General features: G+C 65.8%; 28 protein-coding genes and 1 riboswitch. Of the genes, 11 read left to right on the top strand and 17 right to left on the bottom strand.

Translation table 11 applies throughout. The features are described 5' to 3' along the window. Positions 1-66 precede the first annotated feature (66 nt). On the top strand, positions 67-918 hold the full coding sequence (locus MRY80_RS21980; RefSeq protein ID WP_293293389.1) for a helix-turn-helix transcriptional regulator: 852 nt from the start codon (positions 67-69) through the stop codon (positions 916-918). On the opposite strand, the gene MRY80_RS21975 is transcribed toward MRY80_RS21980, so the two are convergent. From MRY80_RS21975 to MRY80_RS21935, 9 genes are all read right to left on the bottom strand, one after another. Further along, positions 915-2135: a lytic murein transglycosylase gene (locus MRY80_RS21975; protein WP_293293388.1), complete on the bottom strand. Its 1221-nt coding sequence runs from the start codon at positions 2133-2135 to the stop codon at positions 915-917. The genes MRY80_RS21980 and MRY80_RS21975 overlap by 4 nt on opposite strands. 173 nt (positions 2136-2308) lie before the next feature. After that, positions 2309-2926, bottom strand: coding sequence for a LysE family translocator (locus MRY80_RS21970; protein ID WP_293293387.1), 618 nt, complete (start codon positions 2924-2926; stop codon positions 2309-2311). Between the two features lies 1 nt (position 2927). Further along, positions 2928-3587, bottom strand: a complete 660-nt coding sequence (locus tag MRY80_RS21965) for an HAD family hydrolase (RefSeq protein ID WP_293293386.1) — start codon at positions 3585-3587, stop codon at positions 2928-2930. Position 3588: 1 nt separating this feature from the next. Beyond that, entirely contained in the window at positions 3589-4047 is a 459-nt protein-coding gene (gene dut / locus MRY80_RS21960; protein WP_293293385.1) for a dUTP diphosphatase, read from the bottom strand. A gap of 69 nt (positions 4048-4116) precedes the next feature. Continuing rightward, positions 4117-4647, bottom strand: coding sequence for a GyrI-like domain-containing protein (locus tag MRY80_RS21955; RefSeq protein WP_293293384.1), 531 nt, complete (start codon positions 4645-4647; stop codon positions 4117-4119). Positions 4648-4651: 4 nt separating this feature from the next. Further along, positions 4652-5122, bottom strand: coding sequence for a VOC family protein (locus MRY80_RS21950; RefSeq protein WP_293293383.1), 471 nt, complete (start codon positions 5120-5122; stop codon positions 4652-4654). Continuing rightward, positions 5119-5472, bottom strand: a complete 354-nt coding sequence (locus tag MRY80_RS21945; RefSeq protein WP_293293382.1) for a DUF1428 domain-containing protein — start codon at positions 5470-5472, stop codon at positions 5119-5121. The genes MRY80_RS21950 and MRY80_RS21945 overlap by 4 nt, the downstream gene beginning before the upstream one ends. 30 nt (positions 5473-5502) lie before the next feature. Continuing rightward, positions 5503-5733 carry a DUF4287 domain-containing protein gene (locus MRY80_RS21940; RefSeq protein WP_293293381.1) on the bottom strand — a complete coding sequence of 77 codons (231 nt, stop codon included), beginning with the start codon at positions 5731-5733 and terminating at the stop codon, positions 5503-5505. A 21-nt stretch (positions 5734-5754) separates the two neighbouring features. Then, on the bottom strand, positions 5755-6177 hold the full coding sequence (locus tag MRY80_RS21935; RefSeq protein ID WP_293293380.1) for a VOC family protein: 423 nt from the start codon (positions 6175-6177) through the stop codon (positions 5755-5757). 157 nt (positions 6178-6334) lie between these two features. Between MRY80_RS21935 and MRY80_RS21930 the strand changes: the two genes are divergently transcribed. After that, complete coding sequence (locus tag MRY80_RS21930) at positions 6335-7921, top strand: peptide chain release factor 3 (protein WP_293293379.1); 1587 nt, start codon at positions 6335-6337, stop codon at positions 7919-7921. Between the two features lie 4 nt (positions 7922-7925). On the opposite strand, the gene MRY80_RS21925 is transcribed toward MRY80_RS21930, so the two are convergent. Continuing rightward, positions 7926-8882 carry a hypothetical protein gene (locus MRY80_RS21925; RefSeq protein WP_293293378.1) on the bottom strand — a complete coding sequence of 319 codons (957 nt, stop codon included), beginning with the start codon at positions 8880-8882 and terminating at the stop codon, positions 7926-7928. A gap of 188 nt (positions 8883-9070) precedes the next feature. Here MRY80_RS21925 and MRY80_RS21920 point away from each other — a divergent pair, with 188 nt between their 5' ends. The 8 genes from MRY80_RS21920 (at position 9071) to MRY80_RS21885 (ending at position 15615) form a co-directional block, all read left to right on the top strand. Then, positions 9071-9196, top strand: coding sequence for a hypothetical protein (locus MRY80_RS21920; RefSeq protein WP_293293377.1), 126 nt, complete (start codon positions 9071-9073; stop codon positions 9194-9196). 84 nt (positions 9197-9280) lie between these two features. Beyond that, positions 9281-10249, top strand: coding sequence for an HEXXH motif-containing putative peptide modification protein (locus tag MRY80_RS21915; protein ID WP_293293376.1), 969 nt, complete (start codon positions 9281-9283; stop codon positions 10247-10249). A gap of 140 nt (positions 10250-10389) precedes the next feature. Beyond that, the gene (locus MRY80_RS21910) at positions 10390-11043 is read left to right on the top strand and encodes a peroxiredoxin (RefSeq protein ID WP_293293375.1); all 654 of its coding nucleotides are present in this window, start codon (positions 10390-10392) and stop codon (positions 11041-11043) included. Positions 11044-11141: 98 nt separating this feature from the next. Beyond that, positions 11142-12326, top strand: coding sequence for an NAD(P)/FAD-dependent oxidoreductase (locus tag MRY80_RS21905; protein ID WP_293293374.1), 1185 nt, complete (start codon positions 11142-11144; stop codon positions 12324-12326). Positions 12327-12458: 132 nt separating this feature from the next. Further along, positions 12459-12555, top strand: a riboswitch (TPP riboswitch). A 51-nt stretch (positions 12556-12606) separates the two neighbouring features. Continuing rightward, positions 12607-13407 carry a hydroxyethylthiazole kinase gene (thiM, locus tag MRY80_RS21900; RefSeq protein WP_293293373.1) on the top strand — a complete coding sequence of 267 codons (801 nt, stop codon included), beginning with the start codon at positions 12607-12609 and terminating at the stop codon, positions 13405-13407. After that, positions 13404-14039 carry a thiamine phosphate synthase gene (gene thiE, locus MRY80_RS21895; protein ID WP_293293372.1) on the top strand — a complete coding sequence of 212 codons (636 nt, stop codon included), beginning with the start codon at positions 13404-13406 and terminating at the stop codon, positions 14037-14039. Before thiM ends, thiE begins: the two co-directional genes overlap by 4 nt. Further along, entirely contained in the window at positions 14036-14854 is an 819-nt protein-coding gene (gene thiD, locus MRY80_RS21890; protein ID WP_293293371.1) for a bifunctional hydroxymethylpyrimidine kinase/phosphomethylpyrimidine kinase, read from the top strand. The genes thiE and thiD overlap by 4 nt, the downstream gene beginning before the upstream one ends. After that, positions 14851-15615 (top strand): 3-oxoacyl-ACP reductase, encoded by a 765-nt coding sequence (locus tag MRY80_RS21885; RefSeq protein WP_293293370.1) that lies wholly within the window; start codon positions 14851-14853, stop codon positions 15613-15615. Before thiD ends, MRY80_RS21885 begins: the two co-directional genes overlap by 4 nt. 24 nt (positions 15616-15639) lie before the next feature. Here MRY80_RS21885 and MRY80_RS21880 read toward each other — a convergent pair whose 3' ends face one another. From MRY80_RS21880 to ubiE, 7 genes are all read right to left on the bottom strand, one after another. After that, complete coding sequence (locus tag MRY80_RS21880) at positions 15640-16236, bottom strand: hypothetical protein (protein WP_293293369.1); 597 nt, start codon at positions 16234-16236, stop codon at positions 15640-15642. A 116-nt stretch (positions 16237-16352) separates the two neighbouring features. Beyond that, positions 16353-17270: a pirin family protein gene (locus MRY80_RS21875; RefSeq protein ID WP_293293368.1), complete on the bottom strand. Its 918-nt coding sequence runs from the start codon at positions 17268-17270 to the stop codon at positions 16353-16355. 106 nt (positions 17271-17376) lie between these two features. Next, positions 17377-18624, bottom strand: a complete 1248-nt coding sequence (gene coaBC / locus MRY80_RS21870) for a bifunctional phosphopantothenoylcysteine decarboxylase/phosphopantothenate--cysteine ligase CoaBC (RefSeq protein WP_293293367.1) — start codon at positions 18622-18624, stop codon at positions 17377-17379. Further along, complete coding sequence (locus tag MRY80_RS21865; RefSeq protein WP_293293366.1) at positions 18621-19034, bottom strand: type II toxin-antitoxin system VapC family toxin; 414 nt, start codon at positions 19032-19034, stop codon at positions 18621-18623. Before MRY80_RS21865 ends, coaBC begins: the two co-directional genes overlap by 4 nt. Continuing rightward, positions 19027-19269, bottom strand: a complete 243-nt coding sequence (locus MRY80_RS21860; RefSeq protein WP_293293365.1) for a hypothetical protein — start codon at positions 19267-19269, stop codon at positions 19027-19029. The genes MRY80_RS21865 and MRY80_RS21860 overlap by 8 nt, the downstream gene beginning before the upstream one ends. Positions 19270-19327: 58 nt before the next feature. Beyond that, positions 19328-20905: a 2-polyprenylphenol 6-hydroxylase gene (gene ubiB / locus MRY80_RS21855; protein WP_293293364.1), complete on the bottom strand. Its 1578-nt coding sequence runs from the start codon at positions 20903-20905 to the stop codon at positions 19328-19330. 4 nt (positions 20906-20909) lie between these two features. Next, positions 20910-21686: a bifunctional demethylmenaquinone methyltransferase/2-methoxy-6-polyprenyl-1,4-benzoquinol methylase UbiE gene (gene ubiE, locus MRY80_RS21850; protein WP_293293363.1), complete on the bottom strand. Its 777-nt coding sequence runs from the start codon at positions 21684-21686 to the stop codon at positions 20910-20912. A 133-nt stretch (positions 21687-21819) separates the two neighbouring features. On the opposite strand from ubiE, the gene MRY80_RS21845 reads away from it, so the two are divergent. After that, positions 21820-22782, top strand: coding sequence for an adenosine deaminase (locus MRY80_RS21845; RefSeq protein ID WP_293293362.1), 963 nt, complete (start codon positions 21820-21822; stop codon positions 22780-22782). Positions 22783-22865: the final 83 nt, after the last annotated feature.

Below are 22865 nucleotides of genomic sequence, written 5' to 3'. Positions count from 1 at the left end.
CATTGCGTATGCGCCGCAATTCCTTCATTTGTTTACTGAAATCAACAAACAGGGACGTTGCGCTCAATGCCGGGCTCAATCGACAAGCGGGATGTCTCGCGGCTGTTCCGCGACCGGCTGCGGACATTGCTTGCCCGGTCCGGGCAGAACCGGTCAGCCTTCGCGGCCGGCGTCAACGTCGACCGGTCGGCGCTGACGCAGTTGCTGGCGGGTGACGTGACGCGTCTGCCGCGCGCCGAGACGCTGATGCGCATCGCCGCCGTGCACGGGGTCAGCCTCGACTGGCTTCTGGGTCTCAGCCAGGCGGAAGACGTGACGGCGGCGATCAAGCCGGCGCTGGAATTGGAAGAAGCCCCCGACGATCGCGACGAGACGCTGCTGGAGAGCTGGCACGCGGAGGCCGTGGGCACCAAGATCCGCTACGTGCCGACCACCGTGCCGGACCTGCTGCGCACCGACGCGGTGATTTCCTATGAAAGCCGCGAGAACAAGCGGACGCTGACCTCGCGCATCGATGAGGCGCAGGAGCGCATCGCCTATACCCGCCGCCCGGAGACGGACATGGAGATCTGCATGCCGCAACAGCGGCTGCGTGACCTTCGAGACGGCTCGGGCATTTGGAGCGATCTCGCCGAACCGGCGCGGCTCGCCCAGCTCGACCACATGGCGACGCTGCTCGACGAACTTTATCCGAGCCTGCGGATCTACCTCTTCGACGCGCAGACCAATTTCTCAGCGCCCTACACCGTCTTCGGGCCGTATCGCGTCTCGGTCTATGTCGGCGACATGTATCTGGTGCTGAACGCCAAGGACGCGGTCGCGTCGATGACCCGTCATTTCGACACCCTAATCCGCGCGGCGACCGTGCAAGCGCATGAGACGGCGGCATGGATCCGCCGCTTGCGCGCGAACGGTTAGCGGATCGCGCGGATCAGCGCGTTGGACGGAAAACAGGTCGGCTGCCGGCCGTTCTTCTGTTGCCAGTCGCCGATGGAACGGCGCGTCCGGAAACCGGGCAGCCCGTCGGCGCCGCCGACGTCGTAGCCCATCTTCTCCATGGCGCGCTGCATCGCGGCGATGTCGGAGCGCAGCATGGAATCGGTCTTGCCCCAGCCCGCCTGGAAGGTCTTGTCGCCCCACTGGATGCGGTCGCCCGCATGGCCGACGAAGAGCGCGTAGAGATCGCTCTCGTTGTATTCCTTCAGCACGTAGAAATTCGGCGTGACGATGAAGGCGGGGCCGGAGCGCCCGGCCGGCATCAGCAGAAAGCCCTCACGGCCCGCCTCGGCGGCCGGGAACGGGCGGCCGGAGACGCGTTTGACACCGAGCTTTTCCCATTCCGCGATCGGCTTGCCGCGGTCGGGGCCCTCAAGCGCGCAGGAGACGCTGGCAGGCACCGTGACCTCGAAACCCCAGTCGCGGCCGTCCTGCCAGCCGAAGGTCTTCAGATAGGCCGCGATGGAGGCCAGCGTGTCGGCGGTCGACGACCAGATGTCGGCATGGCCGTTGCCGTCGAAATCGACGGCATATTGCAGATAGGAGGACGGCATGAACTGCGGCTGGCCAAGCGCGCCCGCCCAGGACGAGCGCATCTCCTGCGGCTTTGCGCGACCTGTCTGCACAATCACCAGCGCGTTGATCAGTTCGCGGCGGAAGAGGTCGGGCCGCGTCGACATGAAGGCCTTGGTGCCAAGCACCTGGAACGCGTCGTGCGGAATCTTCACGCGGCCAAACCCGGATTCGCGCCCCCAGATCGCGATGATGATGCGCCCCGGCACGCCATATTTCTTCTCTATGGCCGCGAGCGTGCGGGCATGCTGCCCGGCAAGCGACCGGCCGGTCGACGTGACATAGCCCAGATTGCGCTCGTTGAAATATTTCGCCGGCTCGGAGAACTCCGCCTGCAGCATCTGGCGCGGCGGCTCGGTGGAGCCGGGCGTCACCAGCCCCGGAATGTCGGTGTTGAGCCGCTTCGACCCCATCGCCTTGTCGAAGGTGGCGCGCGAAACGCCGGCGAGCTCCGCATCCGGCCAGATGCTGTTTTCCAGAAAGGCCGCATATTGCGCCTGAAGGGACTGCGCGGCGGCAGGCCACGCGGCAAGGGCCAGAATGAGGATGGCAACGGCACGGATCATGGGAAGCCTCGCGATTCGCCTGCGACGTTAGCAGGCAAGCGTGGAATGAAAAGGGCAGGCATGCGCCCTCGCCACCGCGAGTGGTTTCGAGACGGGAGTGTCTGAGACCTTGAAAATAGAGGTTGGGGTCGCGACAGCCCCCCGGGCTTCGTTCCCCCGGGACTGGAGACGGCCTAGTTCGCGCGCGTGGCGATCACCGCAGCGGCGCCGGCGAGGAAGCTTGCGGCGACCCGGTTCAGCACCTTCAGCGCACGCGGCGACTGCAGCATGTGGCGGGCGCGGCCGGCCAGCCCGATATAGGGCAGCAGCACCGCGACCAGGATGGCGAAGGTGAGCACGATCAGGATCACGAAATCGACCGGCGTGACGGTGGACAGGTCGACGAAGGTCGGCAGCAGCGCCAGGTAGAACACGATCACCTTCGGGTTGCCCATGGTCACCATGAAGCCAGCGACGAAGCTCGACACGGCGTCGCCGGCGGCGCGCGCGGCCACCTTTTCCGTGCTCACGCCGGCGCGCCAGAACGAGATCGCCATCCAGATCAGATAGGCCGCGCCGAGATATTTGATCACCATGAACACGGCGCCGAAGGTGGACGCGATATAGGCGAGGCCGAGAACCGCGGCGGCCAGATAGACGACGTCACCCAGCGCCAGTCCGAACAGCATCGGCAATGTGGGCCGGAAGCCCGAACCGAGCGCGCGCGCCACCAGCGCGATCACACCGGGGCCGGGGATCGCCGCGGCGATGCCCAGCGCAAGCGCATAGGTGAGGAAACCGGTGAACGTCATGTCATTGCAATCCAAGCAGCGCCGGAAGCGTGCGCATGTCATCGAACAGCACGGCCCCTGCCTCGGCAAGGCCTTTCGCGTCGGTGAGAGGATCTGCCGCATAGCCGTAGACCCGCATGCCCGCCGCCTTGCCGGCCATCACGCCGGTGACGCTGTCCTCGATGACCGCGCAGCGCTCCGGCTCGAAACCGAGCGTCTTGGCCGCGTGGAGGAAAAGATCCGGCGCCGGCTTGCCCTTCTCCACCATCCAGGCGGAGAACAGAACGTCTTCGAGGAGCGGAAGCAGCCCGGAGACTCCGAGCGTCAGGTGCATCTTCTCCACCTTGGCCGACGAAGCGACGCAATAGGGCGTGTCGATCGCCTGCAAATAGAGGATCGCCTCGCGCACATTCGGGATGGTCTCCACACCGCCGGAGAACAAAGCCGGCAGTTCTGCGAGCCAGCGATCCGGGAAATCCTCGCCGAGATCGATGCCGTCCTCGGCCAGCACGATGTCGCGCACGCTCTTCATCGTACGGCCCATGAAGCGCTTTCGGCAGGCGGGCATGGACATCTCCAGTCCGTTTTCCGCAAGGATCTCGCTCAGCCGCTGATTGGCGACGGATTCGGTGTCGACGAGCACGCCGTCGCAATCGAAGATGACAAGTTGGGGTGGGGTCATGTCAGTGTGTCCCTGTCGAGCCGAAGCCGCCCGCTCCGCGCGTTGTCTCGGAGGCGAGTTCGCCCTCCGCGACCGCGACGCGTGTCACCGGGGCGATCACCATCTGCGCGACGCGCATGTTTCGCGTGATCTCGAACGGCTCCGTTCCGTGATTGATCAAAAGCACCTGCACCTCGCCGCGATAATCCGCATCGATCGTCCCCGGCGTGTTGAGGCAGGTGACGCCGTGCTTAAAGGCAAGGCCGGAACGCGGCCGAACCTGACCTTCGTGACCGGCCGGGATTTCGAATACGAAGCCGGTCGGCACCAGCGCGCGCGCGCCGGGCGGCAGCGTCATCGGCGCATCGGCCGGAACGGCTGCACGCAGGTCCATGCCGGCGGCGGCGGCCGTCTCATAATCCGGCAGGGGAATGTCGGCGCCGTGGGGCAGGCGGACGAGGGTGAGGGTCGGTCTGGTCATTGCGGCTATCTGCCGCGCCCTCGCGTCATCTGCAAGCGACGGCGGGGGCAAATCTGTGCGGAAATCCGCTCAGTCGACCAGTTTGACAAGGATTTCGGTCTTCCACAGAGCCGGATCGGTCTCATGCATCGGCGTGACGCGGTAGATCTCGATCTGGCAGTCGGGTCGGGCGCCGTCCGGGCCGAAACGCCCCGCCGGCGTCAGTCCGCGTCCACCCATCCAGCCCTCCATCATCAGGAACGCGTCATAGAGGCGGTCATAGGGTCCGGTATGCACGGCATGGGCGTAGCGGCCGGCCGGCAGTTCGCCGGCGATCACCTCGCCGCCGCCCGTGGCCGGCTGAAGCGTCGTCGTTCCGACCTCCAGTTCCACGTCGGCGCCAAAAAAACGGCGATAGCGAAAGAAACCGGACATGCCCGACGCGATCGCGTTGTCGGCCATCCACTGGTGGAGGCGCGGAAACAGCGGCGGTGCGAAGTCCGGCAACTTCGCCATCGGCCCGGCCGCCCGGATCGCGAGGTAGGGTTCGGCCTGACGCGTGACGACGCTCGGGATGGAGAGCACCACGCCTTCTCGGGCCGTGTTCTCGACGGAAAGCATGGACTTACCCCTCGGCCACCTTTTCCAGCGTCGCGATGTCGATCTTGTGCATGGTCATCAGCACCGGCCAGACCTTCGACGCCTGCGGGCCGCTGAACAATTCGACCGCGCGTTTCGGCACGATCTGCCAGGACAGCCCGTACCGGTCCTTGCACCAGCCGCACTGGCTTTCCGATCCGCCGTCGGCGGTCAGCGCGGCCCACAGCCGGTCGGTCTCGGCCTGGTCCTCGGTTGCGACCGAGATCGACACCGCCTCCGACAGCTTGAAATGCGGTCCGCCATTGAGCGCCTGGTAGGGCACGCCGGCCAGCGTGAACTCCACGGCCAGCACCGCTCCCGGTTCGCCATGGGTGGCGTTCTCGACATGGCGGCTCACATGGTCGATGCGCGAACCCGGGATGAGCGAGCAATAGAATTCCGCTGCCGGCAGCGCCCCGTCATCGAACCAGAGGCATGTCTTGACCTTCTTCGTCATGGGCCGACGATCCTTTCGAAACCGCCATAGATCATTCGGCGGCCGTCGAAGGGCATCTCGCCCAGACGCTCGAACACGGACGGATCGTCCTCGAAAGCCTTCCAGCCCGCGTCGCGGGCCTCCTTCGAGGGCCACTCGACCCATGAGAAGACGACCACTTCGTGCTCCTCCTTCTTCACCGCAAGGGGAAAGGATGTCAGTTCCCCGTCGGGCACCGTCTCGCCCCAGCAATCGACGACCGCCGTTGCTCCCAGGCTCTTGAAGACCGCGCCCGCGCGCTTCGAGTATTCGACATAGGCGTCCTTGCCGTCAGCCGGCACAGCCGCGACCATTCCGTCCACGTAGGTCATGCTTGTCTCCCATCTGACGCGGCAGCGCCGCTACCGGTTACCTTCCTTCTTGGCGCCCTTTAGGAGCGCCACGATCGCCATGGCGTGGCCATGGCCGAGGCCGAAATCCTGTTTCAGCCAGTCGGTGATCTGTGTCGCCTTCACGCCGGGGGCGAGCCCGGAGGCGTCGGCGAACCCCTTTTCCGCGGCCATCGCCCTGAAGTCGGCGGGCGACTTGCCGGTCTTGGCCTGGATGTTGTCGAGATAAGCCTGGAATGACATCGTGCTTGCGTCTCCCCTGCCTCAGCCCATCGCCTTGGAGCCGGTGAAATTGAGCATCCACGGCGTTCCATATTGGTCGGTGAACATCGCGAAGCGTTCCGCCCAGAACGTCTCGGTCGGCTGCATCGACACTGACTGGGCGTCTTTCGACAGCGTGTCGAAGATGGTGTCGAACGCCTCGACGCTCTCCGGCGCGATGGAAATCGAGAAGCCCTGCGGCTTGTTGTACCATTCGCCCGGCGCATCCGACGCCATGATGTTGGCGGATCCGAGCCGCATGTTCATGTTCATCACCAGCTCGTCCCCGCCGGGCATGCGGCTCTCCGGATCGGGCGCGTCGCCATTGCGATAGACGCCGGTGATCTCGCCGCCCAATGTCTCGGCGTAGAAGCTCATCGCCTCGAAGCAGTCACCGTTGAAATAGAGATAGATGGTCGGTTCCATGGACGTGTCCTCTCGGTTGTGGCCTGGACCATAGGCGAAAGAAATATTGATATCAACGTAAATGCGCGATCTCGTTGCAACAGCGCGCTCCTGCTTGACGTTTGACAGCCGGGGCCGCGCCTGCCAGAAGCCCTGCACCTTTCTCTTGGACACGATTATGGCTGAAAGTCTGAAGGACGCCGTCGCGCGACGGCGCACATTCGCGATCATCGCCCACCCGGATGCGGGCAAGACGACGCTCACCGAAAAGCTGCTGCTGTTCGGCGGCGCGATCCAGCTTGCCGGCGAGGTCAAGGCGAAGAAGGACCGCATCCAGACGCGCTCCGACTGGATGAAGATCGAGCGCGAACGCGGCATCTCGGTCGTCACCTCGGTGATGACCTTCGAATATGACGGCAACGTCTTCAACATCCTCGACACGCCGGGTCACGAGGACTTCGCCGACGACACCTACCGCACGCTAACCGCCGTCGACGCCGCCGTCATGGTGATCGACGCCGCGAAGGGCATCGAGCCGCGGACGCTGAAGCTGTTCGAGGTCTGCCGCATGCGCGACATTCCGATCATCACCTTCATCAACAAGATGGACCGCGAAAGCCGCGACGCGTTCGAGATCCTCGACGAGGTCGAGGAAAAGCTGGCGCTCGACACCGCTCCCGTCACCTGGCCCGTCGGCCGGTCGAAGACGTTCTGCGGCGCCTACAATCTGGCCGCCAACACGTTTCGCGGCAGCGACTCGCAGGTCGAGGCGACGCCGGTCAACGGCCCGCAAAGCGTGGCCGACCACCTGCCGGAGAACGAGCGCGAGACCTTCATCGAGGAACTGGAACTGGCCCGCGAGGCCTGTCGCCCGTTCGACCGGCAGTCTTTCCTGGAAGGCCACCTGACGCCGGTGTTCTTCGGCTCTGCGCTGCGCAATTTCGGCGTGCGCGACCTGATCAACGCGCTCGGCGCCTTCGCGCCGCCCCCGCGCGACCAGGAGGCGGATTCGCGCATCGTCCACGCCGCCGAGGACAAGATGACGGCCTTCGTCTTCAAGATCCAGGCGAACATGGACCCCAACCACCGCGACCGCATCGCCTTCGCGCGAATCTGCTCGGGCATGCTGCAGCGTGGCATGAAGGCGCGCCTGTCGCGCACCGGCAAGCAGCTGGGCCTGACCGCGCCGCAGTTCTTCTTCGCCTCGCAGCGCCAGATCGCCGACACAGCGTTCGCCGGCGACGTCGTCGGCATTCCCAACCACGGCACGCTGCGCATCGGCGACACGCTGACCGAGGGTGAGCCCCTGGTCTTCCACGGCGTGCCGAATTTCGCGCCGGAAATACTGCGCCGCGTGCGGCTCGGCGACGCGATGAAGGCCAAGAAGCTGAAGGAGGCGCTGCAACAGATGGCCGAGGAGGGCGTCGTCCAGCTCTTCGTTCCGGAGGACGGCTCGCCGGCGATCGTCGGCGTGGTCGGCGCGCTGCAGCTCGACGTCTTGAAGGAGCGGCTGAAGCAGGAATACGGCCTGCCGGTCGATTTCGAGGCGGCCCGCTTCAACATCTGCCGCTGGATCTCCCATGAGGATCGCACGCAGCTGGAAGCCTTCATGAACAAGCACCGCGCCGGCATCGCCCGCGATCTGGACGGCGATCCCGTGTTCCTGGCCGAAAACGGTTTCTCGCTCAATTACGAGGCCGAGCGGGCGCCGGGCATGGTGTTCAAGGAGATCAAGGACTACCAGATCCGCGCCAAGGCGGCCTGACGCCTCAGGGCATCTTGAGAAAGAACCCCGCCACGAGACGAAGGCGCGACGACCGGGCCTTGCCGCGATCGAGAGAAACAGTGCGGTCTTCGCCATCGAGCGAGCGGATCGCCTCCGTCAGCTCGTCGAAGCGATCCCAGGCGACGTTCAGAAATGCGGCATTCTGCTCGGGAAACCGGGCGCGTACGGTCGGGTTTGTGTTGATCTCGAAGATCGCCAGCCCGTCCGGACCGGAAACATAGTCGGCCCGGCCGTAGTCGATCCGCGCGATGTCGAAGACCCGGCGCAATTGTTCACGTTCCGGATTGCTGCGCATCCACTCGGCGAAGGTCACGAAATCCTCCTCGCGCGCCACTTCGATCCGTCCGTATTTGACGAACGGCTTGTCCTCCACCACCGGGACGCCCGGTATGATCCGGTCGCCGACCCGGTAGACCGTCTTGCGATGGAAGACATTGTCGCGGATCGGTTCGTTGGCGAACTCGATCACGAGCAGATCGCGCAACGACATGCCGTCCGCCTCGATCTCATCGAGCTTGCGGTCGAGCGCCGGCTGGTCGGCGATCAGTTCGTCGAAGGCCTGCCTGTGATCCGTCTCGCATTTGACGAAGACCGGAAAGCGATCGGGCTTCGGCCGCAGAGCCGCTTGCCAGGCCCGGAACCGGTTGACGCCCGCCGCATGCAGGGTGTGCAGCAAGTCGTGGCGCTGGCGTGCCCTTGCCGGGTCGTTGAGGACACGGATGCCGCCCTCGCGCAATTGCCGATAGCAGCGCCCCGCTTCCGCCAGTTCGAAATGCCTGAGCCGGTCGAAATCGGTGAAGATGACGCAGGAGGCCCGGATGGCCGGCTGCCGAAAGAGCCAGTCATAGGAGACGACCTGCAGCACGCCGCGGCCGATCGTCTGCCGCGCGGTTCTCGACAGCGTGTATCGATGAAACGCGGTGGTCACGAACAGGATCATGTCCGTTTCGGCCTTTCCTGCCCGCTTTCCGCGGCGCTGAGAGCGTGCGTCTCTGGCCTTTCGACGACCTGCGCGACACCTGCTCAAGCTTGCGATGCGACCGCATTATGTTAGGCTGCCGGGGGAAATCAACCGCTGCGCCGCGGTGACATGGGGTTCCGCGGCAGACGGCGAACGAGGTTAGCTCAATGGCCGAAAAAATTGTTCTCGACGCTTCCAAACTGCTTGGCAACAACAGCAAGGGCGACCGGATGACGGGCACAGGGAAACCGAAGCTGGTCAAACTGACGACGCCATCGACCCGGAAGAGCTGACCAGGCGCTCTCGCCCCGCTTCCGGCATCGTACGATTTGGACAATCCGTTTCTTCCCGGCAGCGAGAACGGGCGCGCATCGCGGATGCGCATCCAGAAGCGTCTGGCGGTCAGTGTCGCGCACATTCTTGACCGATGCCGCGGAGTCAGACCCTATGACTCACAGGCCGGTCATGAGCTGGTCGATCTGCTGAACTCGACAAGACGCGTCAGGCCATCGGTTTTCGGCGACTATTTCGCTCTTGTCGGCGCCATCGGCACGCAGCAGGAAGATCAGGACGCGGCGCAAGACGCGCTTGACTGCTTGCTGGCCGGGCCCTTCGAGGCGGGCGATGGATGCAGCGTCCGGCCGCTCCTTCGCACACATTTCACCCGGTCCGAGGAAGACAGGCTGCGCAGCCAGTTCGTGTCGGAATCCCTTCTGCCGGAACAGATCGGCAGGCTGGAGGAGGCGACGGCCGCTCGCGACGTCGCGCGTATAGAAGATGCGCTGCGACTGGTCGTCGAACACGCGCCGCTGACGCGTGCGGAGATGGACCACGTGATCGCCGAGATCGTGCCGGTCCGCGATCTCGTCGGAGAAGGCGATGCGGAGCTCGGCGCATGCAGCAGTCTCGAGCGCTGGGGCTCGATGCTGATCAATCCCGACGCCTTCGCGTCATCGCTCGGGCTGTGCGAGGCGTTGATGCACGAAGCAGCGCACAGCTATCTCTACGGCGCCTCGCCGGTCGAGTTCCATGTCCGCAACCCGATCGATGAGCTCTACAAATCGCCCTTGCGCGCAGATCCGCGTCCGATGGACGGGATTTATCACGCGACGTTCGTGCTCGCCCGCACCTGTTTCTCGATGAATGAATTCGCGAAGTCACAGAGGCTCGATCCGGAGATGAGATGCGACGCCCGCGACAGGGCCCGGGAGTGCCGGGATCTGTTCATGCAGGGTTACGCCGTTCTCGACGAACACGCCGACTACACCGATGAAGGGCGCGCGATCATGGCGGCCGCGCATCACTACATGGCGAGCCTGGAGGCGTCCGCCCTGCCTGAATCCTGATTACCCCTAGGTCCTGTGCGCCAATCTGCCGCGTGACAGTGCGAAATTACTCATTTGTTCCGGGGGTTTGGAACACTATCTCACGATTGTACCCGCCTTTCACGCTATCACGCGTCCCAGTCCACCAGCAGGAGAATGAAATGAGCCTCCGTATCAATGACATCGTCCCGGACTTCACCGCCGAGACCACCGAGGGAACCATCAGCTTTCACGAGTGGATCGGCGACTCCTACGCCATCCTGTTCTCCCATCCGAAGGATTTCACCCCGGTCTGCACCACCGAGTTCGGCGCCGTGGCCCGCCTCGATGACGAGTGGACGAAGCGCAACACCAAGGTGATCGGCATTTCGGTCGACAACGTCGCCGACCACGTGAAGTGGAAGAGCGACATCGAATCCTATGCCGGCCTGCCGGCAAATTTCCCGATCATCGACGACACCAGCCTGACGGTCGCCAAGCTCTACGACATGCTGCCGGCCGAAGCCTATCTGCCGGACGGCCGCACCGCCGCCGACACCGCTGCCGTGCGCTCGGTCTTCATCATCGGCCCGGACAAGAAGCTGCGCCTGTCCATGACCTACCCGATGTCGGTCGGCCGCAACTTCGCCGAAGTGATCCGCGCGCTCGATGCCCTGCGCGCCACCGACGGCCAGCCGATCGCGACGCCGGCCGACTGGAAGCCGGGCGAAGACGTCATCGTCGCGCTGTCGCTCAATGACGAGCAGGCCAAGGAGAAGTTCGGCGAAATCGACTCGATCCTGCCCTATCTGCGCAAGACCAAGCAGCCGGCCTGATACAGGCCCAACAATCGAAACCGGAACCGGCGGCATTGCCCGCCGGTTTTTTCGTTTTGGATGCTGGCAGCGCGGCCGTTTCCCGCTAAACAACCGGCATGAACCACCGTCGCTTCGATGTCATCGTTCTGGGCGCCGGCGCCGCGGGCCTTTTCTGCGCAATAGAAGCTGGCCGGCGCGGCCGGTCGGTCCTCGTCGTTGACCATGCAAGGGCGCCGGGCGAGAAGATCCGGATTTCGGGCGGCGGCCGCTGCAATTTCACCAACATCGACGCCGCGCCGGCCAACTACCTGTCGGCGAACCCGCATTTCTGCATCTCGGCGCTGAAGCGCTTCACCGCCGCCGATTTCATTGCCCGGGTCGACGCGCGCGGCATCGCCTGGCACGAGAAGACGCTCGGGCAATTGTTCTGCGACGGGTCGGCGACGCAGATCGTCTCGATGCTGACCGACGACCTCGCGGACGCCGGCGGCACGCTGGAACTCTCCACCATTGTCGAGGACATCGCGCGGACGAACGCGGGGTTCGAATTGCGCCTTTCGACCGGGACGGTCGCCTGCTCCTCGCTGGTGGTGGCCACCGGCGGCAAGTCGATCCCGAAAATGGGCGCCACCGGCTTTGCCTACCGTGTCGCCGAGCAGTTCGGGCTCGGTGTCACCGAAACGCGGCCGGGCCTCGTGCCGCTGACCTTCGAGCCGAACCTGCTGGAGCGGATCCGGCCGCTGGCCGGTGTCTCCACGTCCGCGCGCGTCACCTGCGGCAAGGCCGCCTTCGACGAGGCGCTTCTGTTCACCCATCGCGGCCTGTCGGGCCCGGCGATCCTGCAGGTTTCCAGCTACTGGCGCGAGGGCGAGGCGATCGAGATCGACCTTGCGCCCGGCCGCGACCAGTTTGACGAACTGCGCGAGGCGCGCCAGTCGGCTGGCCGGCAGGAAGCGCAGACCGTTCTGGCCCGTGTCCTGCCCAAGGCGCTGGCGCAATTCCTGACCGCCGAGGCCGCCGTGTCCGGGCCGCTGGCGGAGATCAACGACGCGGCGCTGAGACGCCTTTCAGATGCGATGCATGGCTGGCGGATCAAGCCGTCCGGCTCCGAGGGCTACCGAACCGCCGAAGTCACGCTGGGCGGGATCGACACCGCCGGCATCGACCAGAAGACCATGGCGGCGAAAATCGTCCCCGGCCTCTATTTCATCGGCGAGGCCATCGACGTCACCGGCTGGCTCGGCGGCTACAATTTCCAGTGGGCCTGGTCGTCCGGCTGGGCCGCCGGTCAGGCGGCGTAAATTTCTCAACTGAATATTTCTCCACGAAATCAAAAGCTTCCCTGGTCCGGACGCAGGCTCTGCCAGTGCCTCGTTCGAAACATGCCGCACAACGGCCGTGACAAACCCGCCTGCATCTGCCAGAAGGCGGGGATTGAGAGACGGGGGCGTTCGCCGGAAGGCGGGCTGAGAAGTACCCTTAGAACCTGAACCAGATAATGCTGGCGGAGGGAGTCGCTCGGACTGCGAGGGCGACTCCGCTTTTCCGTGGTCCCGGCCCTGCCCCGCCCGAAAGGGGCACATGGCAGACCATCCCACACCCGCTTCCATCCTGACCGCGATGCACGCCGCGCCGCCGCTCGTCCATTGCATCACCAATTATGTGGCGATGAACGTCGCCGCCAATGTCGTGCTGGCTGCCGGGGCTTCGCCCGCCATGGTTCATGCGCCAGAAGAGGCCGGCGAATTTGCCGGGATCGCCGGCGCCCTGACGGTCAATATCGGCACGCTTTCGGCGCCCTGGCTCGCCGGCATGAAGGCGGCCGTCACGGCCGCGCAGGCCGCCGGAACGCCTTGGGTGCTCGATCCGGTCGCCCATTTTGCCACGCAGTTCCGTCGCGACGCCATGGCCGAGCTGTTGGCGATGCAACCGGCCGTCATCCGCGGCAACGCGTCGGAAATCATCGCGCTCGCCGGCGGGGACAGCGCCGGAAAGGGCGTCGATGCGGGCGACACGGTCATCGCGGCCCGCGAGCGGGCCGTCGCGCTGGCGCAGACGGCGAAGGCGGTCGTCGCGGTCACCGGCGAAACCGATTTCGTCACCGACGGCGTCCGCCAGGCGACAATCCACGGCGGCTCGCCCTTGATGCCGCAGGTCACCGCGCTCGGCTGTTCGCTGACCTGCCTCACCGGCGCGACGCTTGCGGCCTGCAGGGAGGACCGTTTCGAGGCGACGCTCGCCGCGCTCGCGATGTTCGCGGCTGCAGGAAGCGCAGCGGCACAGCAGGCAAACGGGCCGGGCAGCTTCGCCTGGCGGTTCCTGGACGCGTTGGCGGCGCTGGATTCCAGCGGCCTCGAAGCCGTGCGGATCAAGCGCTCATGACGCACTTCGACCTCTCCGTCTACCTCGTGCTCGATGCCGATCTGTGCGGCGCGCGCGGCATGCTGGAAACGACCCGCGCGGCCGTCGCCGGCGGCGCGACGATGGTGCAGCTGCGCGAGAAACACGCCGGCACCGCGACCCTGGTCGAGACCGGCCGCGCGCTGAAGACCGTGCTTGCCGGCACCGGCGTGCCGCTGATTGTCAATGACGATTGCGGGGCCGCGATCGCGATCGACGCCGAGGGGCTGCATATCGGCCAATCCGACATGACGCCGCAGGAGGCTCGGGGGCGAATCGGCGCGAGCCGCATCCTCGGCCTGACGGCGGAGACCGAGGCGCTGGCCGCGGCGGCCGACCCCGCCATCGTCGACTATCTCGGCCTCGGGCCGGTCTTCGCCACGCCGACCAAGCCCGGACACAAGCCGCCCATCGGGTTTGCAGGTCTCGCCCGGCTGGTCGCGGCAAGCCCCCTGCCGGCCGTCGCCATTGGCGGCCTGAAGGCCGAACACGCCGCATCGGTGCGAAAGGCCGGCGCCGCCGGCATGGCCGTCGTGTCGGCGATCTGCGCCAGCGCGGACCCGCAGGCCGCCGCCCGGCAACTCAGCCGCTCGATGAGGAGCGCACAGTCATGATCAGGAACGTTCTTTCCATCGCCGGGTCCGACCCGTCGGGCGGCGCCGGCATTCAGGCCGACCTAAAGACCTTCTCGGCGCATGGCGTCTACGGCATGGCGGCGCTGACCGCGCTGACGGCCCAGAACACGCAGGGCGTGTCCGCCGTGCACCCGCTGCCGCCGGACTTCGTCGTCGAGCAGATCCGCATGGTCTTCGCCGACATCCGCGTCGACGCGGTCAAGATCGGCATGATCGCCAATGCGCGAATCGCCGAGGCCGTCGCCGACGTCCTGGCCGCGTATCGCGACTGCATGATCGTTCTCGACCCGGTGATGATCGCCAAGGGCGGAGCGGCACTGCTCGACCCCGCGGCGGTTGCGGCGCTCGTCGAACGCCTCCTGCCGCTGGCCACCGTGCTGACGCCCAACCTGCCGGAAGCCGCCGCGCTTCTGGGCGTCGATCCGGCCACGGACCGCGGCGCCATGCAGGCCCAGGCCGAGTCTCTGCTCGGGCTCGGTCCGCGCGCCGTTCTCGTGAAGGGCGGACATCTCGGGGGCAGCGAAAGCCCGGACATCCTGGCGATGGCCGACCACGCCGTCTGGCTCGACGGAGACCGCCTGCCGGGCGCCAACACGCATGGCACAGGCTGCACCCTGTCGAGCGCGCTTGCCGCCGGGCTCGCCAAGGGCCGTTCGTTCGAACAGGCCGCCTCCACCGCCAAGAGCTGGCTCGCCGGGGCGATCGCTTCGGCCGACCGGCTCGATGTCGGCTCGGGCCACGGGCCCGTCCATCACTTCCACACACTCTGGACAGAAGAAGGGAATGCCAAATGAGTTGTCCGATCGATCAACAGGTCGTCCTCGTCACCGGCGCGGGCCGCGGGCTGGGGGCGGCGATCGCCGAGGCCTTTGCGCGTGAAGGCGCATCGGTGGCGATCAACTACCGCAACAGCCGCGACGAGGCCGAGGCGCTGGCGGACAGGCTGGGCGACAAGGCCCGCGCCTTCCACGCCGACGTCAGGGATCCGGACGCCGTGAAGCGCCTTGTCGGCGAGGTGACCGACACGCTCGGCGCGCCGACCACCGCTGTCCACAACGCGCTGGCCGATTTCTCCTTCAACGGCGATGCAAGGTCGTCGCTTGCGACGATGCAATGGCCGGAAATGTCGGCGCATCTGGAAACCGGCCTCAAGGGTCTTCTCAATCTGATCCAGGCGGTTCGGCCCAGCATGGCCGAGGCGGGCTTCGGCCGGATCGTTTCGATCGGCACCAATCTCTTCCAGAACCCCGTGGTGCCCTATCACGACTACACCGCGGCCAAGGCATCGCTTCTGTCGCTGACCCGCACCGCCGCCGCCGAGCTCGGCCCGGACGGCATCACCGTCAACATGGTCTCCGGCGGTTTGTTGCGGACCACGGATGCGAGCAGCGCGACGCCGGAAGCCGTGTTCGACCTGATCGCGCAGAACACCCCGTTGAGGCGCGTGACGACGCCGGCCGAGGCCGCCGACGCGGTGGTCTTCTTCGCCAGCCCCTGGGCGCGGGCGGTGACCGGCCAGAACCTGATCGTCGACGGCGGCCTGGTGTTCGGCTGACGAGTGCGGCGGCGCGCGGCCGCGTCAATCCTTCCAGGCGTCTCTGATGGTCTGGAGATTGCCGCGATAGGCCTCGGCGTCGCCGTAATCGACGAAAGCCTCGACATGGTCATGCGGGTCGGCGGCGCGGCGGGCGTGCTTGATCGGGCACCAGAACCGCTCGGTGCGGCCGGCGATCTCGCGCACATAGGCGATCAGGCCGTTGGCATAACCGCAATAGATGCAGTTCAGCTTCTCGAGCCCGTTCAGATAGGCGAGGTGGTGGCGGTCGACGACGATGTGGTCGCTGCGACGCACCAGCGGGATCTGGTAGATGCGGAAGCAGATGTGCTGGTAGATCGTCACCATCACGTCGAGCAGGACCAGCGGCACGATCAGGCTGTAGATCACCGGCGCCGACAACACGTAGCCGAGGCGCGCGCCGATGATGTATTTCAGGAGACCGACACGATAGCGGCGCTGCAATTCGCGCACGTCGTTCTCGAACCGCACCTTGCCGCGATGCAGGGAGTAGCGAAACCGCTCGCGCTGCTGGGCGAGCTGCGTTTCCATCTCGGTCTCGATGTCGCGCCGGGTGGCGGCGAGCCGCGCCTGCAGGTCTTCCAGAACGGAATGCGTCATGATCTGTCCTCACCGGTCCGCGCCGCCGATATGCGGCGCGGTTTCGGCGAGAGACTATCACCGGCAAGCGGATTGTCGATCAGGTAGGGAGGCGCGGGGAGACCCTGCGCCTGCGATCACATGCGGGCGCTTTCGCGGATGAAGTTGCCGTTTCGCAGCTCGGTGAAGGCCTGCATCAGCTCCTCGCGCGTGTTCATCACGATCGGACCGTGCCAGGCGACCGGTTCGCGGATCGGCGCGCCCGAGACCAGCAGGAAGCGCACGCCCTCGTCGCCGGCCTGGACGACGATCTCGTCACCGGTGTCGAACACGACGAGCGTGCGGTTGCCGCTCATGTCGCGAATGTGGACTTCCTCGCCGGCGACCTCCTTTTCCACCAGGACGCCGAAGGGGTTCGACGCGTCGCGGAAAGAGGCCGAGCCCTGGAAGATGTAGGCAAAGGCCTGACGATAGGTATCGACCGGCAGCACCTTGCGCTTGCCCGGCGGCACGTAGATGTCGAGATATTGCGGGTCGGCCGCGATCCCGTCGACAGGTCCGCGCTTGCCCCAGAACTCGCCGATCACCACGCGCACCCGCGTGCCGTCATCGTCTATGATCTCGGGAATGTCGCCGCCGGAAATGTCCTGATAGCGCGGTGTCGTCATCTTCAGGCTGGAGGGCAGGTTGGCCCATAGCTGGAAGCCGTGCATGCGTCCCTTGGCATCGCCCTTCGGCATTTCCTGGTGCATGATGCCGGAGCCGGCCGTCATCCACTGGACGCTGCCCGGCCCGAGCGAACCGGCATTGCCGAGGCTGTCGGCATGATCCACCGTGCCTTCCAGCACATAGGTGATCGTCTCGATGCCGCGATGCGGGTGCCAGGGGAACCCGGCCTTGTAGTCCTCCGGACGATCGTTGCGGAAATCGTCCATCATCAGGAACGGGTCGGTCATCGACGGATCGCCGAAGCCGAAGACGCGGTGCAGCTTCACCCCGGCGCCTTCCAGCGTCGGCTGCGTGCCGGAAATCTGTTTCACGGGTCGAATGGACATGGAATGTCTCCTTTCTGGCCAACAGATAGGGCGACAGGCGCCGTGTTCACAATTTCGCGGTTGTGAGACGGATTGTTCACCCGGTGAAGACGGGCCTGCGGATTGTTCAGCGCTCGCTGCCGGACAGCCGTTCCGCCACCAGTGCGGCCAGGCGTTCGGCGACCTCGTCCTTGCCCATTTCCGGCCATGCCTCGGCGCCATCTTGCGACAGGAGCGTGATGCGGTTGCGGTCTCCGCCCATCACGCCCGAACCGCCGATGCCTGAATCCGGCGACACGTCATTGGCGACGATAAGATCCGCACCCTTGCGTTTGAGCTTGGCGGTGGCGTGTTCGATCAGCTTTTCCGTCTCGGCGGCAAAACCGATGACCAAGCCGGGGCGCAGCGACCCGTGCGTTCCGATGCCTGCGAGGATGTCGGGATTTTCCGTCAACGGCAGCGATTCCGGCCCCTTGCCGCCGTCCTTCTTCATCTTGTCGGCGGCTTCGGTCGCGGCACGCCAGTCCGCGACCGCGGCGGCGAAGATCGCCGCGTCGGCAGGCAACAGGCGTTCCACGGAGGCTTGCATCTGCCGCGCCGTCTCCACTCGGGTGACTGTCACGCCGTCGGGATCGGCGATGGAGACCGGGCCGGAGACCAACTGCACGTCGGCGCCGAGCCGGGCCAAGGCGGCGGCAATCGCGTGGCCCTGCTTGCCGGAGGAACGGTTGGCGATGTAGCGCACCGGATCGATCGGCTCATGCGTCGGTCCGGAGGTGATGACGATCCGCTTGCCGGACAGGGGTTTCGGCGCGGCCGCGCAGACCTGTTCGATCGCGGCGACAATTTCCAACGGTTCGGCCATGCGGCCCTCGCCCGCCTCGCCCGATTCGGCCATTTCACCGGCATTGGGCCCGACGAAGCGAATGCCGTCGCGGGCAAGCGCCTCGCGGTTGCGACGCGTCGCCGGGTGCCTCCACATATGCGGGTTCATCGCCGGCGCGACCAGCACGGGCGATCCGGCGGCGAGCAGGATGGTGGAGGCGAGATCGTTGGCAAGGCCCGTCGCCATTTTCGCCATGAGGTCGGCGGTCGCCGGGGCGACCACGATCAGATCGGTCTCGCGCGCCAGGCGGATGTGACCGACATCCTGCTCGTCATCGCGGTCGAACAACTCGGTGAACACCTTCGTCGCGGCGAGCGCGCCGACCGACAGCGGGGTCACGAATTCGGCGGCGGCGCGCGTCATCACCGGGCGCACGGTCGCGCCGCGCTCGCGCAGCCGACGGATCAGGTCGAGGCATTTATAGGCCGCGATCCCGCCGCCGATGATCAGCAGGATGCGTTTTCCGGAGAGGGTCTGCGTGATCGTCATGGGTCCACCGCCAGTGCCGGGCGGATGTCGGTATGGATGAAATCGTCGCCCTTGAAAAGCAGCGGCAGGTCGCGCGTTCTCGCCAGCGCGTAGGAAAAGCAGTCGCCCATGTTCAGCCGCGCCGGATGGCCGGAGCCGCGGCCGAACGCAACATAGGCGTCTCTGGCCGCATCGACCTGCTCCCGCGCGAAGCTGATCTGGCGGATGTCGAGATCGGAGATCAGGTCAGCCACGTCCGTGGCGCTTCGGCCGAAACTCCCGCGCGCCACCACGCAATTGGCTTCGTGAACGGTTGCACTGCTCACCATGGCAGAATGCGCGGAAACGATCGCCCGGCTGAAGGACAGGGCTTCCTCTTCGTTCGCTAGGATCGCGATGAGAGCCGATGTATCGACGACCAAACTAGTCAAAGGACTCCTCCCACATCGCGTCGGACAATGCCTTCTGATCGACCGGCTTGTCCGGCGACCGCGCATGTTTGGCGACGATTTCCTCTGCGGTCAGCCTGCGCCGTCCGCCACTCGAAACGGCCTTCGTCAGCAACGTGCGGACTTCCTCCTCCATCGACACGCCGTGACGGGCGGCCTGCTCGCGGAGAGCCTGTTTGACCTGATCGTCGAGATTGCGGATCGTCAGCGTCGCCATGATCGCCTCCATTGATTGCATTCAATGTAGGCATTGACTGCAATGCAGTCAAATTTGCTCAGCTCACCTGCCAGGCGATCCAGAGCATGGCGAGCGCGATGACCCAGAGCGCGACGCGGCCCGAGCGCGACTGGCGCGCTTCCGCCTTGCCGATGGCGGTGACGGTTTCCGGATCGAGCTTCATGCCGTTTTCCGCCATATCGCCGACCTCGTGCGACAGGCGTTCGGTGCGGTCGGCCAATTCCGGCAGGGCACGGGCCAGGCGGCCGAGCGATTCCAGGCCGCCGCGTGCGTCCGTCAGGATCGCCGCGGGTCCGAGATTGCGCGCGATCCAGTCGCCCACCACCGGTTCCGACGCCTTCCACATGTTGAAGCGCGGATTGAGCGTGCGCGCGTTGCCCTCCACCACGACCATGGTCTTTTGAAGCAGGAGAAGCTCGGGCCGGGTCTGCATGTCGAAGATGTCGGTGACCTCGAAGAGGAGCGTCAGCAGGTTGGCCATCGAGATGGTCTCGGCCGGCTGGCCGTGGATCGGCTCGCCGATGGCGCGGATGGCCTGGGCGAAAGCCTCGACATCGTGATGCGGCGGCACATAACCGGCTTCGAAATGCACCCGGGCGACGCGCTGGAAGTCGCGGCGGATGAAACCGAACAGGATTTCTGCGAGGAAGCGACGTTCCTTCAGCCCGATGCGGCCGGCAATGCCCAGATCGACGGCGACGATGTCGCCCTTCGGGTCGACGAAGAGATTGCCGGGATGCATGTCGGCGTGGAAGAAGCCGTCGCGCATGGCCTGGCGCAGGAAATTCTGCACCAGCGCGTCGGCGAGCGCGTCGAGATCGTGCCCGGCGGCGCGCAGTTGATCGACCTCCGACATCTTGATGCCGTCGACCCATTCGAGCGTCAGCACGTCGCGGCCGGTGCGCAGCCAGTCCACCTTCGGCACCCTGAAACCGGGATCGTCGACCGTGTTTTCGTGCATCTCGGCGAGCGCGGCGGCCTCAAGCCGCAGATCCATCTCGATCTTGGTCGACTGCGCCAGCGTTTCGGCGATGGCCACCGGCCGCAGCCGGCGCGAGGAGGGAATGTGCTTTTCCTGCAGCTGGGCGAACAGGAAGAAGGCGTCGAGATCGGCGGCGAAGCGGCGGCGGACGCCCGGCCGGATCACTTTCACGGCGACCTTGCGCAGCGTGCCGTCCTCGTCGCGGATGGTCGCCGGATGCACTTGAGCGATCGAGGCGGCGGCCACCGGCTCGCCGATCTCCTCGAACAGTTCATCGACCGGGCGGCCCAGCGAATCCTCGATGCGGGCCATCGACTGGGCCATCGGGAAACTGTCCATCCGGTCCTGCAGATGGGCGAGATCAAGCGCGAGGTCGAGGCCGATCACGTCGGGTCGCGTGGCCAGAAACTGGCCGAGCTTGGCATAGGACGGGCCAAGCCGGGCGATCGCCTTCGACATGCGCTCGGCATTGTCGAGTGATTTCGAGCGCTTGCGCGCCAGCGCGGTGGCGAGACGGTGGCCGGTTGCGGCCGGACCGGTCAGCCCCTGCGCCGGAAGGCCGGCGATGACGCCTTCGCGAACCAGCACCCAGCCGGCCCGCATCAGCCGCAATGTCGCCATCACCTGGTTCATGAAGCTAGAGCTTCCAGGCGGAATGCAGCGCGGCGATCCCGCCCGTGTAATTCGTGTAGGTCACGCGGCCGAAGCCCGCCTGGCGGATCATCGCGGCGAAATTCTCCTGATTGGGGAACTTGGCAATCGATTCGACCAGATAGCGATAGGGCTCGCCGTCGCCGGTCACGGCGCGGCCGATCTGCGGAATGGCGTTGAACGACCACTTTTCATAGATCGTCTCGAGCAGCGGCGTATCGACCTCGGAGAACTCCAGGCACAGGAAGCGGCCGCCGCGCTTCAGCACGCGATAGGCCTCGCGGAGCGCCTTGCCGATATCCGGGACGTTTCGGATGCCGAACGCGATCGTGTAGGCGTCGAAGCTTCCGTCCTCGAAGGGCAGGTCCTCCGCATTGGCTTCCACGAAGGCGAGATTGTCGGCGATGCCGCGTTTTTCCGCCCGTTCGCTTCCGACCTCCAGCATCGAGCCGTTGATGTCGAGCACGGTGACATGGGCGTTGCCGCGCGCGGCGTCGACGATGCGGAACGCGATGTCGCCGGTGCCGCCGGCAACGTCGAGCGTGCGCCAGTGATGCTTGCGCGGCGGGTTGAGCGCGGTGACCATCGCGTCCTTCCAGACACGATGCATGCCGCCCGACATCAGGTCGTTCATGACGTCGTAGCGCCGGGCGACGGAGTGGAACACGTCATTGACGCGCGTCTGCTTCTCGCCTTCGCCGACCTGGGCGAATCCGAATGACGTCTTCATCGCCCCGCCAGCGGTGGTTCTCGATTGCGACATGGGATCGATCCGTCTCGGTTTGCGTTTGTTTCGCCACGAAAGCGCAGGCTAGCCTATGCAGGCAAACGGGGCCATTGCGCAAGCCGCGCCATCGTGTCACGGAAATGGTCCCCCGAGGTGCAAAGGTCAATCCATGGTCGCAAAAGCCGAAATCCACTGCCATATCGAGGGCGCGGCCGGCCCCGCGCTGGTGCGGACGCAGGCGGAGAAATACGGGGCCGACATTTCCGTGATCATCCGCGACGACGCCTATGTCTGGTCGGATTTCACCACGTTCCTGCAGTGCTACGACATCGCCTCACGGCTGTTCCGCTCGCAGGAGGACTACGCGCTTCTGGCGGAGACCTATCTGCGCGATCTTGCCGCGCAGGGTGCGATCTATTCTGAGTTCTTCATTTCCACCGACCATGCGATCAGTGCCGGCCTGACGCCCGAAGCCTATGTCGACGGCCTTGCCGAGGGCATGCTGCGCGCCCGGGCGGCAACCGGCATCGAAGCGCGTATGATCGCCACCGGATTGCGCCACGAAGGTCCGCAAGGGGTGGAGCGCGCGGCGCGCTGGATCGCGGATCATCCGCATCCGCTGGTCACCGGTTTCGGTATGGCAGGCGACGAACGGATGCACGAACCGAAGGATTTCGCCCGCGCCTTCGACATTGCCCGCGATGCGGGCCTGGCGATCACCGTCCATGCCGGCGAATTGTGCGGCGCGGACAGCGTGCGCGGCGCACTTGACCATTTGAGGCCGTCCCGCATCGGCCATGGCGTGCGGGCCATCGAGGATCCGGCGCTGGTGGAACGGCTCGCCCGCGACGAGATCGTGCTGGAGGTCTGCCCCGGCTCCAACATCGCGCTCGGGGTCTTCGCCTCCTATGACGCCCATCCCCTGCCGCGCCTGCGCGACGCGGGCGTCCGGGTCACGCTGTCTTCCGACGATCCGCCCTTCTTCCACACCTCGCTGGCGCAGGAATACGAGACGGCGCGCAGGCATTTCGGCATGGACGACGCAGCGCTCCTGGACATGACCCGCACGTCTATCGAGGCCGCCTTCGTCGACGAGGAAACCCGCGACACGCTGCTTGCCCGGCTCGGCTGAGCGATCCGCCTTTGGATTGCGCGGCCGGATGGCGCGCAATGGCTTTTCCCGCCGGGTTGCGGCGGCTAGGGTGGGCGCGGCAC

This window comes from Oricola sp., assembly GCF_022763245.1.
In the GTDB taxonomy this organism is placed as follows: Bacteria; Pseudomonadota; Alphaproteobacteria; order Rhizobiales; family Rhizobiaceae; genus Oricola.
Note: the sequence above shows the minus strand (reverse complement) of the source record. Positions and strands in the feature narration are given on the sequence as shown.

What these genes read in the sequence shown, in the direction of transcription:
- MRY80_RS21845 (WP_293293362.1), top strand. Translation starts at nt 21,820, where the DNA reads ATGGTCGCAAAAGCCGAAATCCACTGCCATATCGAGGGCGCGGCCGGC.
- MRY80_RS21860 (WP_293293365.1), bottom strand. Translation starts at nt 19,269, where the DNA reads ATGGCGACGCTGACGATCCGCAATCTCGACGATCAGGTCAAACAGGCT.
- thiM (WP_293293373.1), top strand. Translation starts at nt 12,607, where the DNA reads ATGGCAGACCATCCCACACCCGCTTCCATCCTGACCGCGATGCACGCC.
- thiE (WP_293293372.1), top strand. Translation starts at nt 13,404, where the DNA reads ATGACGCACTTCGACCTCTCCGTCTACCTCGTGCTCGATGCCGATCTG.
- MRY80_RS21905 (WP_293293374.1), top strand. Translation starts at nt 11,142, where the DNA reads ATGAACCACCGTCGCTTCGATGTCATCGTTCTGGGCGCCGGCGCCGCG.
- MRY80_RS21945 (WP_293293382.1), bottom strand. Translation starts at nt 5,472, where the DNA reads ATGACCTACGTGGACGGAATGGTCGCGGCTGTGCCGGCTGACGGCAAG.
- MRY80_RS21910 (WP_293293375.1), top strand. Translation starts at nt 10,390, where the DNA reads ATGAGCCTCCGTATCAATGACATCGTCCCGGACTTCACCGCCGAGACC.
- MRY80_RS21970 (WP_293293387.1), bottom strand. Translation starts at nt 2,926, where the DNA reads ATGACGTTCACCGGTTTCCTCACCTATGCGCTTGCGCTGGGCATCGCC.
- MRY80_RS21965 (WP_293293386.1), bottom strand. Translation starts at nt 3,587, where the DNA reads ATGACCCCACCCCAACTTGTCATCTTCGATTGCGACGGCGTGCTCGTC.
- MRY80_RS21925 (WP_293293378.1), bottom strand. Translation starts at nt 8,882, where the DNA reads ATGATCCTGTTCGTGACCACCGCGTTTCATCGATACACGCTGTCGAGA.
- MRY80_RS21955 (WP_293293384.1), bottom strand. Translation starts at nt 4,647, where the DNA reads ATGCTTTCCGTCGAGAACACGGCCCGAGAAGGCGTGGTGCTCTCCATC.
- MRY80_RS21885 (WP_293293370.1), top strand. Translation starts at nt 14,851, where the DNA reads ATGAGTTGTCCGATCGATCAACAGGTCGTCCTCGTCACCGGCGCGGGC.
- ubiE (WP_293293363.1), bottom strand. Translation starts at nt 21,686, where the DNA reads ATGTCGCAATCGAGAACCACCGCTGGCGGGGCGATGAAGACGTCATTC.
- MRY80_RS21940 (WP_293293381.1), bottom strand. Translation starts at nt 5,733, where the DNA reads ATGTCATTCCAGGCTTATCTCGACAACATCCAGGCCAAGACCGGCAAG.
- MRY80_RS21980 (WP_293293389.1), top strand. Translation starts at nt 67, where the DNA reads ATGCCGGGCTCAATCGACAAGCGGGATGTCTCGCGGCTGTTCCGCGAC.
- MRY80_RS21920 (WP_293293377.1), top strand. Translation starts at nt 9,071, where the DNA reads ATGGCCGAAAAAATTGTTCTCGACGCTTCCAAACTGCTTGGCAACAAC.
- MRY80_RS21880 (WP_293293369.1), bottom strand. Translation starts at nt 16,236, where the DNA reads ATGACGCATTCCGTTCTGGAAGACCTGCAGGCGCGGCTCGCCGCCACC.
- thiD (WP_293293371.1), top strand. Translation starts at nt 14,036, where the DNA reads ATGATCAGGAACGTTCTTTCCATCGCCGGGTCCGACCCGTCGGGCGGC.
- dut (WP_293293385.1), bottom strand. Translation starts at nt 4,047, where the DNA reads ATGACCAGACCGACCCTCACCCTCGTCCGCCTGCCCCACGGCGCCGAC.
- MRY80_RS21935 (WP_293293380.1), bottom strand. Translation starts at nt 6,177, where the DNA reads ATGGAACCGACCATCTATCTCTATTTCAACGGTGACTGCTTCGAGGCG.
- MRY80_RS21930 (WP_293293379.1), top strand. Translation starts at nt 6,335, where the DNA reads ATGGCTGAAAGTCTGAAGGACGCCGTCGCGCGACGGCGCACATTCGCG.
- MRY80_RS21875 (WP_293293368.1), bottom strand. Translation starts at nt 17,270, where the DNA reads ATGTCCATTCGACCCGTGAAACAGATTTCCGGCACGCAGCCGACGCTG.
- MRY80_RS21975 (WP_293293388.1), bottom strand. Translation starts at nt 2,135, where the DNA reads ATGATCCGTGCCGTTGCCATCCTCATTCTGGCCCTTGCCGCGTGGCCT.
- ubiB (WP_293293364.1), bottom strand. Translation starts at nt 20,905, where the DNA reads ATGAACCAGGTGATGGCGACATTGCGGCTGATGCGGGCCGGCTGGGTG.
- MRY80_RS21950 (WP_293293383.1), bottom strand. Translation starts at nt 5,122, where the DNA reads ATGACGAAGAAGGTCAAGACATGCCTCTGGTTCGATGACGGGGCGCTG.
- MRY80_RS21915 (WP_293293376.1), top strand. Translation starts at nt 9,281, where the DNA reads ATGCGCATCCAGAAGCGTCTGGCGGTCAGTGTCGCGCACATTCTTGAC.
- coaBC (WP_293293367.1), bottom strand. Translation starts at nt 18,624, where the DNA reads ATGACGATCACGCAGACCCTCTCCGGAAAACGCATCCTGCTGATCATC.